The sequence below is a fragment of the Streptomyces sp. NPDC002403 genome (assembly GCF_053593015.1).
In genome coordinates, this window is sequence record NZ_JBSFBQ010000018.1 from 17,409 (window position 1) to 31,336 (window position 13,928).

Genomic DNA, 13,928 nt, shown 5'->3' on the forward strand with positions numbered 1-13,928 from the left:
CATATACGTAAGGGGTCGCTGTGGGTTCCAGCGCGCGCTATGACTTCGACACCGTCGTCGACCGCCGGGGCACCTGGTGCGTCCAGTGGGACGGGGTCGCGGACCGGTTCGGGGTGGACGGGCTGCTGCCGTTCACCATCTCCGACATGGACTTCGAGACCGCCCCACAGGTGCTGAGCGCGCTGCGCTCCCGCCTCGACCACGGGGTGTTCGGCTACACGGACTGGCGGCAGGACGACTTCCGCTCGGCGATAGAGCACTGGTACCGGACCCGGTACGGCACCGAGGTGGACACCGGCCGGCTGGTGTACGGGCCCTCCGTGCTCAGCCAGCTCTCGCAGCTGCTGCAGATGTGGACGTCGAGGGGCGAGGGCGTGGTCGTCCACACCCCCACGTACGACGGTTTCCGCAAGGCGGTCACCGGGCTCGGGCGGGAGCTGCGGGGCGTGCCGGTGGGGGACGGGGCCGCGCTGGAACGCGAGCTGGCCCGCCCCGACAGCAAGGTCCTGATCCTGTGCTCGCCGCACAACCCGACGGGCCGGGTGTGGACGGAGACCGAGCTGGGCACGATGGCCTCGCTCGCCGCGCGGTACGGGGTCGCGGTGATCAGCGACGAGATACACGCGGACTTCGTGCACGAGGGACATACGCACGTGCCGTGGACGAGGGTCGCGGGCGAGGGGCGCTGGGCGCTGGTCACCTCCGCGTCGAAGGCGTTCAACTTCCCCGCGCTGACCGGTTCGTACGGGCTGATCGGCGATCCGGCCGACCGGGCGGAGTATCTGCGCCGGATGGAGACGGCCGAGGGGCTCGCCTCTCCGGCCGTGCTGTCGCTGACCGCGCACATCGCGGCGTACCGCGAGTCGGAGACCTGGCTGGACGAGCTCCGGGCGTATGTCGCCGGGAACCTGGCGCTGGTCGCGCGGCGGCTGGACGAGGCGTTCCCGGAGCTGGGATGGCGGCCGCCGCAGGCCGGCTATCTGGCGTGGATCGACCTGCGGCCCGCGGGTGTCGACGGCGACGAGGCCCTGCAACGGGTGCTGGTGGAGCAGGAGAAGGTCGCGGTGATGCCGGGCGGGGTGTACGGCGCGCCGGGCTTCGTGTGGCTGAACGTGGGGTGCCCGCGCTCCAAGGCGGAGGCCGGGGTGGAGGCGCTGATCAGGGGCGTACGGGCGGTGACGGGGCGGGTGTCGTAGGGGTGCCGCCGCTGGACGCCTTCGAAGCCGCATGCGACGGCGACCTCGCCGCGGTACGAGCCCGCCCCGGACGCCGGAGCACCCGTCGGGCGTCCGGGCGGTGACGGGCGCACCGCCCTCTGCCCCGCCGCCGAGTGCTCGCAGTCGCCCGAAGCCGTCGAGCCGCTGATCGCCCGCGGGGCGGATCCCGATGTCACCGACGGCCACGGCAACCATGTCACCGTCACCCCGGACGGCAGCACCCGGAAGAGGGAACACACCGGTGAACTCGTCGTCCGGGCGTTCCGCGCCGCCGGGTTCGCCGTGCGCCGGAACGGCGCGGGAGACAGCCGGCGCCCCGTCGACCTGACGGGCTGACCCCGCCGGCCGGGTGCCCCGCCCGATGGCCCTACCGGCGCGGAGCGGGGATGCTGCTCGTATGCCTGACGCAGCCGAGACGGGCGCCATCCGCGTCGCCTCCGCCACCGGACGCTGGGTCGTCCTCACCACCGTCCTCGGCTCCAGCATGGCCATGCTGGACTCCACCGTCATCAACGTCGCCCTGCCCCGTATCGGCAAGGACCTCGGCACCGACCTGGCCGCCCTCCAGTGGACCGTCAACGCCTACATGCTGACCCTCGCCGGGCTGATCCTGCTCGGGGGAGCCCTGGGCGACCGGTACGGGCGGCGGCGGGTCTTCGTCGTCGGCGTGGTCTGGTTCGCCACCGCGTCCGTGCTGTGTGGTGTGGCGCCGAACGCCGCCGTCCTGATCGGCGCCCGCGCCCTCCAGGGCATCGGCGGGGCGCTCCTGACGCCCGGTTCGCTGGCCCTGATCCAGGCGAGCTTCCACCCCGACGACCGGGCCCGCGCGGTCGGGCTGTGGTCGGGGTTCGGCGGGGTCGGGGCCGCCGTCGGGCCGTTCGTCGGCGGATGGCTCGTCGACGGGCCGGGCTGGCGGTGGGTGTTCCTGCTCAATGTGCCGCTCGCCGCGGTCTGTGTGCCGGTGGCGCTGCGCCACGTACCGGAATCGCGCGACCCGCACGCGCACGGGCGCTTCGACGTCCTGGGGGCCGTGCTCGCGGCGCTCGCCCTCGCCCTGGTGACCTATGCGCTGATCGAGGCGCCCGGGCAGGGGGCGTCCGCCGCGGTGATCGGGGCGGCCGTCGCCGGGGTCCTGCTCGGGGCTGCCTTCGTACGGCTGGAGCGGACCCGCAAGGAACCGATGCTGCCGCCCTCGGTCTTCGCGTCCCGGCAGTTCACCGCGGTCAACGTCATCACCCTCTGTGTGTACGCGGCGCTCGGCGGCTACTTCTTCCTCGCCGCGATCCAGCTCCAGGTGGTGGCCGGGTTCTCGGCGCTCGGCGCGGGCACGGCGCTGCTGCCGACGACCGTCCTGATGCTGCTCTTCTCGGCCGCCTCGGGCGAACTGGGGCAGCGCATCGGGCCCCGCATCCCGCTCACCGCGGGCCCGCTGGTCGCCGCCGCGGGCATGCTGCTGATGCTGCGGGTCGGGCCCGGGTCGAACACCGTCTCCGGCTACCTCACCGATGTGCTGCCCGCGGTCGCCGTCCTCGGCGTCGGGCTCGTCACCCTGGTCGCACCGCTCACCGCGACCGTGCTGGCCTCCGTGGACACCGCACGGGCCGGCCTCGCCAGCGGGATCAACAACGCGGCCGCCCGCGCCGCCGGGCTGATCGCGGTGGCCGCGCTGCCGCTGCTCGCCGGAATGGGCCCGGAGGCCTACCGGAACCCCGACGAGTTCGCCTCGACCTTCCGCCGGGCGATGCCGATGTGCGCCGGGCTGCTCGTGCTGGGGGCGGCGATCGCCTGGGCGACGGTCCGCACACCTCTGCCCGCGGCCGACGAGGAGGAGCAGGCACGCCCCGAGTGCACGGTGCACTGCGGCATCGCGGCCCCGCCCCTGGAGCCCGCGCACGAGGAGCCGGAGAACCCGGGCACGGGCTGACCGCGTGCCCGGAGCCCGGGTACCCCGGCACGCATGTGCCAGGCACACTTGAACCCATGTCGATCCACGAGAACCTGCTCGGGGGCCCTCCCCCGACCCATCTGCCCGACGACCCGGAGCCGCGCGAACTGCTCGCGAACGGCACGGCCCCCGCCGATGTCGCCGCGAAGTACCCGACCTCCTCCCTGGCCTGGGCGCAGCTCGCCGACGAGGCCTTCGACGGCGGCCGCGTCGTCGAGTCGTACGCCTACGCCCGCACCGGCTACCACCGCGGCCTCGACGCCCTGCGCAGGGCCGGCTGGAAGGGCCACGGCCCCGTACCGTTCGAGCACGAGCCGAACCGCGGCTTCCTGCGCGCCCTGCACGCCCTGGCGCGGGCCGCCCAGGCCATCGGTGAGCAGGAGGAGTACGAGCGCTGCTCGGCCTTCCTGCGCGACTCCTCGCCCACCGCCGCCGAGACCCTCGGCTAGCGCATCGCCCCGGACCCCGTGGACAGGTGGTACGTCCGCGGGGTCTGCGTGCTCCTGGGGCGTCCGTCTAGGATGCGGACAGGGGACCGGAGCTCCACCACCTCACGGAAGGGGCGGACCGCTACCCGGAAGCTTGTGTCGAGGAGACAGCAATGTCGACGATCCACCCCGACCCCGAAGCCACCGGTGCGCAGACCCCGCACCTCGACTTCGCGGGAACGACTCCGTACGAGGACTATGTCCAGGCGGATGTCCTGACCCATCTCCAGCACCCTCGCTCCGACGATCCGGGCGAGATGGTCTTCCTGGTCACCACCCAGGTCATGGAGCTGTGGTTCACCGTCATCGTCCACGAGTGGGAGACCGCCGCGCACGCCCTGCGCGAGGACCGGCTGACCGTCGCACGCGACGCGCTCAAGCGGTCGGTCCGGGAGCTGGAGGCGCTCAACGCCTCCTGGACCCCGCTCGCCCAGCTCACTCCCGCCCAGTTCAACTCCTACCGTTCCGCCCTCGGCGAGGGCTCCGGATTCCAGTCGGCGATGTACCGGCGGATGGAGTTCCTGCTCGGCGACAAGTCCGCGTCCATGCTGGTCCCGCACCGGGGCGCGCCCCGCGTCCACGCCGAGCTGGAGAAGGCGCTCGGCGAGCCGGGGCTGTACGACGAGACGCTCGCCCTGCTCGCCCGGCGCGGGTTCGCCGTGCCGCGGTCCGTGCTCACCCGGGACCTCACGCGGAAGTACGAGCCGTCCCCCGAGGTCGAGGCGGTCTGGGCGGAGATCTATGCCGCCCCGGAACAGCACGAGGACCTGGTCCGGTTCGGCGAGGCGCTCACCGATGTCGGCGAGCTGGTGTGGCGCTGGCGCAACGACCATCTCGTCGCCACCCGGCGCGCGATGGGCTCCAAGACCGGGACCGGCGGCTCCGCCGGGGTCGCCTGGCTGGAGAAGCGGGCCACGAAGAACGTCTTCCCCGAGCTGTGGACGGCGCGCAGCCATGTCTGAGACCTTCGCTGCCATGTCCGAGTCCCTCGCCGCGCAGGCCGCGGCGCTCGACGCCGCCGACCCGCTCGCGGACCGGCACAAGCTGTTCACCCTCGACGACACCGTCTACCTCGACGGCAACTCGCTCGGCGCACTGCCCGCGCACGTGCCCGCCCGGGTGCAGGAGGTCCTCACCCGCGAGTGGGGCGAGCTGCGCATCCGGTCCTGGGACGAGAGCGGCTGGTGGACCGCGCCGGAACGGATCGGTGACCGGATCGCCCCGCTCGTCGGAGCCGCCGCCGGGCAGATCGTCGTCGGCGACTCGACCAGCGTGAACGTCTTCAAGGCCGTCGTCGCCGCGACCCGGCTGGCGCCGCAGGGGCGTGACGAGATCCTCGTCGACGCGACGACCTTCCCCACGGACGGGTACATCGCCACATCGGCGGCCCGGATGACCGGCCACCGGATCGTCCCGGTCGCCCCCGCCGAGGTGCCCGGCGCGCTGGGCCCCCGGACCGCGGCCGTGCTGCTCAACCATGTCGACTACCGCACCGGCAGGCTCCACGACCTGCCCGGGCTCACCGCCGCCGTGCACGGGGCGGGCGCCATCGCCGTCTGGGACCTGTGCCACAGCGCCGGCGCCCTGCCCGTCGGCCTCGACGAGCACGGCGTGGACCTGGCGGTCGGCTGCACGTACAAGTACCTGAACGGCGGCCCGGGTTCGCCCGCCTACATCTATGTCGCCGAACGCCACCAGGCGGTCTTCGACTCGCCCCTGCCGGGGTGGAACTCGCACGCCGACCCGTTCGGCATGACCTCGGAATACACTCCGGCCGACGGGGCGGTACGGGGCCGGGTCGGCACCCCCGACATCGTCTCCATGCTGACGCTCGAAGCATCGCTGGACGTGTGGGACGGGGTGTCCATCGATGAAGTACGGGCCAAGTCCCTGGCGTTGACGGACTTCTTCCTGGTCTGCGTCGCCCGGTACGCGCCCGGGGGCCGGGTTACCTCCATCACCCCCGCAGGCGAGGAGCGCGGCAGCCAGGTCGCGCTGCGCTGCGAGGACGCGGAACAGGTGATGAGCGAACTCATCGCCCGGGGCGTCGTCGGGGACCTGCGCCGGCCGGACGTGCTGCGGTTCGGATTCACGCCGCTGTACGTCGGGTTCGCGGACGTGGAGCGGGCGGCGCGGGTGCTGGGCGAGGTGCTGGCGGAGAGGTAGCGGGATCCTCCGCGGGAGCCGGTCTCCCGCGGGGATCCTCAGCGGGGACGGAGGCCTTCGGTACTGGTACCGTCCCCGCAGGTCAGGCCAGTTGGGCTCAGCAGCTGAAGGACGGTTGGAGCAGCATGTCGGATTCTGCCGCGCGCGATCGGGACGCCGCCGAGAACGAGTCGGCCTTCTCGCATCCACCGGTCGCCCCCGACGCGTCCGCCCCCTACGGCAGCCACCCCGACCAGCTGGTCGACTTCTACGCCCCGCGTGACGGGCGGACCGGAGCGCCGGTCGTGGTCGTCCTGCACGGCGGGTCGTGGCGGGCGCCGTACGACCGGCAGCATGTGTCGCCGTTCGCGGACTTCCTGGCCCGGCGCGGATTCGCCGTCGCCAGCGTCGAGTACCGGCGCGGCGGCGGGATCCCGCAGCAGCGGGGTGCCGATCCCGTGGCGGGCCGCTGGCCGGAGACCTTCGACGACGTCGCCGCGGCGATGGACGCGCTGCCGGAGCTGCTGGCCCGGGAGCTCCCTCAGGCCGATACCCGGCGGATCGTCCTCACCGGGCACTCGGCGGGCGGGCAGCTGGCGCTGTGGGCCGCCGCCCGGCACGTACTGCCCGAGGGTTCGCCGTGGCGGCTGTCCGCACCGCCGCAGCTGCGGGGCGTCGTCGCCCTGGCTCCGATCGCCGACTTCGCCACCGCCGTGGCGCTGGACGTGTGCTCCGGGGCGGTCGGCCAGTTCCTCGGCCGCGCGGAGGACTTCGAGGAGCGGGCGGCGCACGCCGACCCGGCCGTACTGCTGCCCACCGGCATCGCGACCACCGTGGTGCAGGGCACCACCGACCTCGATGTGCCGCAGGCGGTCGCGGAGGCGTTCGTCGACGCGGCGGCGAAGGCGGGCGAGACGGTGGGGCTGACACTGCTGCCCGAGGTGGGGCACTTCCCGCTGATCGACCCGGCGGCGGACGCGTGCGCGGTGGTCGCGGAGGAGCTCGCCCAACTGGCCTGGTGAGCGCGGGGACGCGGCGGGACGGCGCGGTGCGGAGGAGGCCGTAGTACTTGCGACGGACGGCGCAGGATCCGTATCACTGCTGACGACCGGGCCCCGGACCGCCCCCTACCGTGGAGGCGTGACCGAGACCAAGAGCAGAAGTCCGGAGTACCGGATGGCAGCGGGGGTGGTGGGCGGCCTCCGGCAGGCCCTCATGCACGACGCGTTCGCCTACCGCCCGATGCCGCAGCTGCGGACCGACGGGCCGCTGATCCGTCGGCTGCCGAAGCGGATACAGGCGCGTGCCGTATGGGCACCGCACGCGCTGGTGGTGGCCGCGGCGCTCCTCACCTTCCTGACGGGGATCGCGGTGACGACCTCCCCTCTCGCCGAGCTGCTCGCGGTGCTCCCGGCCGTCAGCGTCCTGATGACGCTGGTCAGGCCGGTGGGGGCGTTCTGGATGTCGCTGCTGCTGACCCCGGTGACCGCGGTGGTCGGGCACGGCGGGTGGCCGTGGGGGCCCAGCTCGTTCTTCGCGCACCTGGTCGTGCTGGTCGTCGTCGCGGCCCGGACCGGGCCGCGTACCGCCGGCTGGATGTGGGGCCTGACCGTGCTGCTCGGCACGTTCATGGAGAACGCCGTCTGGCGGCCCGGGACCACCACCGTGGGCATGGCCGTGGTCTCCGCGCTCGCCCTGCTCGTGGTCGCCGTGGTGCAGATCCGCCAGGACGCGGAGCGCGAGGTGACCGTGCAGCGCACCGTGACCGCCGTCGAACGCGACCGGCGCACGCTGCTGGAGGAGCGCACCACCATCGCCCGGGAGCTGCACGACGTGGTCGCGCACCACATGTCGGTCGTCGCGATCCAGGCCGAGGCCGCCCCGTACCGGGTGGAGAACCCGCCGCCCGAGCTGGAGCAGGCCTTCGTCACGATCCGGGAGAACGCCGTCGCCGCCCTCACCGAGCTGCGCCGGGTCCTCGGTGTCGTACGGGCCGAGGACTACCAGGCCCCGGACGCCCCGCAGCCCACCCTCGCCCAGCTCGACGGGCTCCTCGCCAATGTCCGCGAGGCGGGCCTGGAGACGGAGAAGACGGTCACCGGCGCGATACGTGAACTGCCTCAGGGCGTCGAGCTGTCCGCGTACCGGATCATCCAGGAGGCCCTGAGCAACACCTTGCGGCACGCGCCGGGCGCCACCGCCAAGGTGGAGATCGGCTATGTGCTGGGCGGGCTCGGCCTGCGGGTGGTCAACGGGCCGCCCACCGGTCCGGTGAAGCCCTCGCCGGGGGCCGGGCACGGGATCACGGGGATGCGGGAGCGGGTCGCGATGCTGGACGGGGACATGACGGCCGAGGCGACGGGCGAGGGCGGTTACGAGATCGCCGCGTTCATCCCCGTACAGGCCGGTTCCGAGCCCAAGGAAAAGGCGGACCGGGCGGAGCCCGGGGAAAAGGCGGACCGGGCATGAGCACTTCCACCGCCCCTTCCATCCGGGTGCTGATCGTGGACGACCAGATGATGGTCCGCGAGGGCTTCTCGGTACTGCTCAACGCCATGCCGGGGATCGAGGTCGTCGGCGAGGCGGTCGACGGCCGGCAGGCCGTCGCACAGGTCGCGGCGCTCCGCCCCGACGTGGTCCTGATGGACATCCGGATGCCGGAACTCAACGGCATCGAGGCCACCCGCGAGATCGTCGCCGCCGACGCGGACGCCAAGGTGCTGGTGCTGACCACCTTCGACCTCGACGAGTACGTGTACCAGGCGCTGCGCGCCGGGGCGTCCGGCTTCCTCCTCAAGGACGCCTCCGCGCGCCAGCTCGCCGACGGGGTACGGGTGGTGGCCTCGGGCGAGGCGCTGCTCGCCCCGACCGTCACCAAGCGGCTGATCAACGAGTTCTCGAAGCTCGCACAGGCCCCGCGCACGTCCGCCCTCGCCCGGATCGGCGACCTCACCGAGCGCGAGACGGAGGTGCTCGTCCTGATCGCGCAGGGCCGGTCCAACGCCGAGATCGCCTCGCATCTGGTGGTCGCCGAGTCCACCATCAAGACGCATGTGAGCCGCATCCTGGTGAAGCTGGGGCTGCGCGACCGCACCCAGGCGGCCGTCTTCGCGTACGAGGCCCGGCTGGTCACCCCGTCCTGAGGGCGCCGGGGCGGGTGGCCGGTGGCGGTGGGGTGCGGTTAGCGTCCGGCCATGCACCCGACTCACCGTTCCGCGGCCGATGCCCGCTTCGACCCCTGGTCCCCGGCCTTCGTCGCCGACCCGTACCCCGCCTACGCCGCGCTGCGCGCCACCGGCCGGGTGCACCGCTTCGAGCCGACCGACCAGTGGCTCGTCCCGCACCACGCCGATGTGTCCGCGCTGCTGCGCGACCGCCGCCTGGGCCGCACGTATCTGCACCGCTTCACCCACGAGGAGTTCGGCCGGACACCGCCGCCCGCCGGGCACGAGCCCTTCCACACCCTCAACGGGCAGGGGCTCCTCGACCTGGAGGCCCCCGACCACACCCGGATCCGGCGCCTGGTCTCCAAGGCGTTCACCCCGCGCACGGTCGAGCAGCTCGTCCCGACCGTGCGGCGGCTGGCCGCCGAACTGGTCGACTCCTTCGTCGAGGCGGGCGGCGGCGATCTGCTCACGGCGGTCGCGGAGCCGCTGCCGGTGGCCGTCATCGCCGAGATGCTCGGCATCCCGGAGTCCGACCGGGCCCCGCTGCGGCCCTGGTCCGCGGCGATCTGCGGAATGTTCGAACTGAACCCGTCCGAGGAGACCGCCCGCGCCGCCGTCCGCGCCTCGCTCGACTTCTCCGCGTATCTGCGCGAGCTGATCCAGGAGCGGCGCAAGAACCCCGGTACGGATCTGATCTCCGCGCTCATCGCCGCCCACGACGAGGGGGAGCGGCTGAGCGAGCAGGAGATGATCTCCACCTGTGTGCTGCTGCTGAACGCCGGCCACGAGGCGACCGTCAACACCACCGTGAACGGCTGGTGGACCCTGCTGCGCCACCCCGGGCAGCTGGCCGCGCTCCGCGCCGACCACGGGCTGCTGCCGACGGCGATCGAGGAGCTGATGCGGTACGACACCCCGTTGCAGATGTTCGAGCGCTGGGTCCTGGACGACATCGAGATCGACGGGACGGTCATTCCGCGCGGCTCGGAGGTGGCCCTGCTCTTCGGCTCCGCCAACCGCGACCCGGCCCGCTTCACCGCCCCGGACACGCTGGACCTGGCCCGGCGGGACAACCCGCACATCACCTTCGGGGCGGGCATCCACTTCTGCCTGGGCGCCCCGCTGGCCCGGGTCGAACTGGCCGCTTCCTTCGGCGAGCTGCTGCGCCGCGCCCCGGGCATGCGGCTGTCGGCCGAACCGGAGTGGAACCCGGGCTATGTGATCAGGGGGCTGAAGGAACTCCGCGTGGAGCTGTGACGGGGCCGCGGGCCGGGACCCGCGGGCGTCCGGCCGCCCCGCGGCTCAGCATCCCGGTCCGCAGGCCAGGGGCGGGCCCTCCAGTACGTCGAAGGCCACCCCGAAGCCGGTGATCGCGGCGAGCACCGCCGCCGCCCCGAGCGCCCGCCGCCACTTCCGCCCCGCGAGGGCGACCAGGGTGAGCCCGGCCGTGATGCCGCCGAGCGTCATCACCGGCAGCCCGAGCCAGAGCACGTTCCACTCCGTCGCGCCCTCGAAGCCGCTCACGAGGCCATGCCTGCCGTACGGCGCCCAGGCGAGCGTGCCGGCGGCCCCGCCCGCGGCGACGACGAGGCATCCGGCGATTCCACGGACGGCTTCGCTTCGGTTCTCCATGGACAAAGTGACGCGGGGGCACCGCTGCGGGGTTGCACCCGCCGGGGCTCCCTGCCCCCGCGCCACCGTCAGGTCAGGACATCGCGTCTGCGCAGTGCCCCCACTCCGGCCCCGGTCAGCACCGCCGCGACGGCGGTGAGCGCGAACACCGGCCCCCATTCCATTCCCGTGCCGCCCGGCAGCTTCGGCAGGTGTGTGAACGGCGATACGTCCATCACCGCCTGCGGCATGTCCACGGCGGGCCCGATCCACCCCAGGGCCAGACAGACCCCGGCGACCCCCCAGGCCGCCACCGCCGCCCTGGGGAACGCCCCGTACAGCAGGACCGCCACCCCGCCCAGCAGCCAGATCGCCGGCAGCTGCGCCAGCGAGGCCCCGAGCACGGCCGGGAGCTCGTGGCCGTACCCGACGGCCAGGCCGAGGCCGCCGGCCGTCATGAGCAGGGCCGCGCCGCCGAACGCGATGACCAGATGACCGGCCGCCCACCTGGTCCGGCTCACCGCACCCGCCAGCACCGGCTCGGCGCGCCCGGCGGTCTCCTCGCCGTGCAGCCGCAGCACCGACGCGACGATGTACAGCGCCGCGACCATCCCGAGGACGGAGACCATCGCGGCGAGGAACGCGTCGGTCAGGCCCGCCTGACCGCCCATCCGCTCGAAGATCTCCCGGGTCCTGGCGTTGTCGCCGACGAGATCGGCCGCCCCGCCGGTCAGCCCGCCGAAGGCGACACCGACCACGGCGAAGGAGAGCGTCCACCCGGTCAGCGCACCGCGCTGGAGCCGCAGCGCGAGACCGAACGCCGTGGCGATCCGCCCCTGCGGGGGCCCCGGTCTCGTGGCCAGGAAGCTCATGCCGACGTCACGCCGCCCGGCCAGGCCGTACGCGAGGACGGCCTGGACCGCCACGGCCGCCGCGAGGACGAGCAGCACCCACCAGCGCTCGTCCGCGTACGCCCGTACGTTCTCCGCCCAGCCGACGGGGGAGAGCCAGGTCAGCACGGACGAGCCGTCGTCCGCCGCCGAGTCGCCCGCCGCCTTCAGGACGAACGCGGCACCGATCACCGCCGCCGTCAGCCCCTTGGCGAGCCGGGCGCTCTCGGTGAACTGCGCGGCGATCGCGGCCGTACAGGCGAACAGCACACCCGTCCCCGCGACCGCGAGGGCGAGGGCCACCGCCCCGGCGCCGCCCGCGCCGGCCCCCGCCAGGCCCGCAGCGACCACCAGTGCCAGGGCCGCGTTCGCGATCACCGCGGTGAGGAGCGCGGCGGTCAGCGGGGCGCGGCGCCCCACCATCGCGGCGGAGAGCATCTCCTGACGACCGGTCTCCTCTTCCTCCCGGGTGTGCCGGACGACGACGATCAGGCTCATCACGGCTGCCAGCACCGCACCGAAGGCGGCCATCCGCCAGCTCACGAGCCCGCCGACCGAGTCGTCGAAGACCGGTCCGTACATCGCCCGGAGCGAGCTGTTGCCGTTCATCGACGCGGCGAGTCCGGCGCGTTGGGCGGCGGTGTCGTACAGGGAGGCGATGGAGCTGCCGACGGAGGAGAAGGAGCCGCCGAGGGCGAGCACCCAGATCGGCAGCATGACGCGGTCGCGCCGCAGCGCGAGCCGCAGCAGGGTCCATGTCCCGGCGAGCTGTCCGGTCGCGGCACCGGGCCGGCGCCGGGTGCCGGCCGGGGCGGTCGTGGTCACGGCGGTCATCGCGCCGCCACCTCCGCGTCCTCGCCGGTCCCGGGGGCGTCCGCCGCGTCGGTCGCGTAGTGGCGCAGGAAGAGCTCCTCCAGCGTGGGCGGGGTGCTGGTCAGCGTCCGTACGCCCGAGGCGGTGAGCGACTTGAGCACGGCGTCCAGCTTGTCCGTGTCGACCTGGAGCGTGACCCGCAGGCCCTGGACGTCGAGGTCGTGGACGCCGGGCAGACGGGCGAGCCCGTCGGGCGGTCCTGCCAGCTCGGCGCGGATGTTCGTACGCGTCAGATGGCGCATGTCGGCCAGCGAACCGGTCTCCACCGTCCGCCCCTGGCGGATGATGCTGACCCGGTCGCAGAGCGTTTCGACCTCGCTGAGGATGTGGCTGGAGAGCAGGACCGTCCGTCCACGCGCACGCTCCTCGGCGACGCAGTCCTGGAAGACCTCCTCCATCAACGGGTCGAGCCCGCTGGTGGGTTCGTCCAGGATCAGCAGATCCACATCGGAGGCGAAGGCGGCGACGAGGGCGACCTTCTGGCGGTTGCCCTTGGAGTACGTACGCCCCTTCTTCGTCGGGTCGAGCTCGAACCGGTCGACGAGGTCGGCGCGCCGGGTCCGGTCGAGGCCGCCGCGCAGGCTCCCGTACAGGTCGATCACCTCGCCGCCGGAGAGGTTGCGCCACAGCGTGACGTCACCCGGGACGTAGGCGACCTTGCGGTGGAGCTCCACCGCGTCGCGCCACGGGTCGCGGCCGAGCAGCTGGGCGGCGCCGGAGTCGGCCCGCAGCAGGCCCAGCAGCACCCGGATGGTGGTGGACTTCCCGGAGCCGTTGGGCCCGAGGAAGCCGTGGACCTCGCCGGCCTCGACGGTGAGGTCGAGCCCGTCCAGCGCGTGTGTCCGACCGAACGACTTGTGCAGTCCGGCCACCGTGATTGCCTTCGTCATGATTCTGAACGTACGCTACTTTCACAAATTTGTGAAGTTAAGGAAGCGTATAAAGTTGGTGTTACGGCGGGGGCCGGGAAAACAGGGGAGACGATCGGGCGATGACCAGCGAAACCGGGACCGAGGCTGAGACCGTGAGCGGCGAAACCGGACGGAGCGCGAGCTCCGGGCGCGATGCGGAGGCCGTGTCGCGGTTCGTGGAGCGCTTCGCGTCGGAGATGACCGAGGCGGGGATGCAGCGGATGGCGTCGCGGGTCTTCGCCGCGCTCCTCGCGGACGACGACGGCTCCATGACCTCCGCCGAGCTCGCCATGGCGCTGCAGATCAGCCCGGCGGCCGTGTCCGGCGCGGTCACCTACCTCACGCAGGTCAGCATGGTCGGCCGCGAGCGCGAGCCGGGCTCGCGCCGTGACCGCTACCGCCTGCTCGACGAGGTCTGGTTCACCACCTTCGCCAGCCGCGACCGGGTGCTCACCCGCTGGGAGAGCACCCTCAAGGAAGGCGTCCGCATCCTGGGCGAGGACACCCCGGCCGGCGCCCGGATCGCCGAGACGGTGGCGTTCTTCGAGTTCCTGCAGGCGGAGCTGGTCGGGATGATGGACCGCTGGCACGAGCACCGCAAGACGCTCGACTTCCCGGCCCGCGAAGGCCGCGCGAACGCCTGACGGGCCGCGCGAACGCCTGACGGGGGCGCTGGGCCGT

General features: G+C 73.2%; 13 protein-coding genes. 10 read left to right on the plus strand and 3 right to left on the minus strand.

Going from position 1 to position 13,928, the window contains the following annotated elements:
- Positions 1-20 precede the first annotated feature (20 nt).
- From ACWCPY_RS20895 to ACWCPY_RS20935, 9 genes are all read left to right on the plus strand, one after another.
- Positions 21-1,196 carry a MalY/PatB family protein gene (locus tag ACWCPY_RS20895; RefSeq protein ID WP_451267009.1) on the plus strand — a complete coding sequence of 392 codons (1,176 nt, stop codon included), beginning with the start codon at positions 21-23 and terminating at the stop codon, positions 1,194-1,196.
- Positions 1,197-1,614: 418 nt separating this feature from the next.
- A complete protein-coding gene (locus ACWCPY_RS20900; protein ID WP_451267011.1) occupies positions 1,615-3,141 on the plus strand; it encodes an MFS transporter in 1,527 nt (508 codons plus the stop codon).
- A 56-nt stretch (positions 3,142-3,197) separates the two neighbouring features.
- A complete protein-coding gene (locus ACWCPY_RS20905) occupies positions 3,198-3,611 on the plus strand; it encodes a DUF3151 domain-containing protein (RefSeq protein WP_072487865.1) in 414 nt (137 codons plus the stop codon).
- Between the two features lie 152 nt (positions 3,612-3,763).
- Positions 3,764-4,612: a tryptophan 2,3-dioxygenase family protein gene (locus ACWCPY_RS20910; protein WP_451267013.1), complete on the plus strand. Its 849-nt coding sequence runs from the start codon at positions 3,764-3,766 to the stop codon at positions 4,610-4,612.
- Complete coding sequence (kynU, locus tag ACWCPY_RS20915; RefSeq protein ID WP_451267015.1) at positions 4,605-5,816, plus strand: kynureninase; 1,212 nt, start codon at positions 4,605-4,607, stop codon at positions 5,814-5,816. Before ACWCPY_RS20910 ends, kynU begins: the two co-directional genes overlap by 8 nt.
- 125 nt (positions 5,817-5,941) lie before the next feature.
- Positions 5,942-6,817, plus strand: a complete 876-nt coding sequence (locus tag ACWCPY_RS20920) for an alpha/beta hydrolase family protein (protein ID WP_451267017.1) — start codon at positions 5,942-5,944, stop codon at positions 6,815-6,817.
- Between the two features lie 118 nt (positions 6,818-6,935).
- On the plus strand, positions 6,936-8,264 hold the full coding sequence (locus ACWCPY_RS20925; protein WP_451267019.1) for a sensor histidine kinase: 1,329 nt from the start codon (positions 6,936-6,938) through the stop codon (positions 8,262-8,264).
- The gene (locus ACWCPY_RS20930) at positions 8,261-8,938 is read left to right on the plus strand and encodes a response regulator (RefSeq protein WP_451267021.1); all 678 of its coding nucleotides are present in this window, start codon (positions 8,261-8,263) and stop codon (positions 8,936-8,938) included. The genes ACWCPY_RS20925 and ACWCPY_RS20930 overlap by 4 nt, the downstream gene beginning before the upstream one ends.
- A gap of 51 nt (positions 8,939-8,989) precedes the next feature.
- On the plus strand, positions 8,990-10,219 hold the full coding sequence (locus ACWCPY_RS20935; RefSeq protein ID WP_451267023.1) for a cytochrome P450: 1,230 nt from the start codon (positions 8,990-8,992) through the stop codon (positions 10,217-10,219).
- Between the two features lie 45 nt (positions 10,220-10,264).
- Here ACWCPY_RS20935 and ACWCPY_RS20940 read toward each other — a convergent pair whose 3' ends face one another.
- The 3 genes from ACWCPY_RS20940 to ACWCPY_RS20950 form a co-directional block, all read right to left on the minus strand.
- On the minus strand, positions 10,265-10,594 hold the full coding sequence (locus ACWCPY_RS20940) for a hypothetical protein (protein ID WP_451267025.1): 330 nt from the start codon (positions 10,592-10,594) through the stop codon (positions 10,265-10,267).
- A 68-nt stretch (positions 10,595-10,662) separates the two neighbouring features.
- The gene (locus tag ACWCPY_RS20945; RefSeq protein WP_451267027.1) at positions 10,663-12,297 is read right to left on the minus strand and encodes an ABC transporter permease; all 1,635 of its coding nucleotides are present in this window, start codon (positions 12,295-12,297) and stop codon (positions 10,663-10,665) included.
- The gene (locus tag ACWCPY_RS20950; protein WP_451267029.1) at positions 12,294-13,226 is read right to left on the minus strand and encodes an ABC transporter ATP-binding protein; all 933 of its coding nucleotides are present in this window, start codon (positions 13,224-13,226) and stop codon (positions 12,294-12,296) included. Before ACWCPY_RS20950 ends, ACWCPY_RS20945 begins: the two co-directional genes overlap by 4 nt.
- 101 nt (positions 13,227-13,327) lie before the next feature.
- Here ACWCPY_RS20950 and ACWCPY_RS20955 point away from each other — a divergent pair, with 101 nt between their 5' ends.
- The gene (locus ACWCPY_RS20955; protein ID WP_451267031.1) at positions 13,328-13,891 is read left to right on the plus strand and encodes a GbsR/MarR family transcriptional regulator; all 564 of its coding nucleotides are present in this window, start codon (positions 13,328-13,330) and stop codon (positions 13,889-13,891) included.
- The last annotated feature ends 37 nt before the right edge of the window (positions 13,892-13,928 follow it).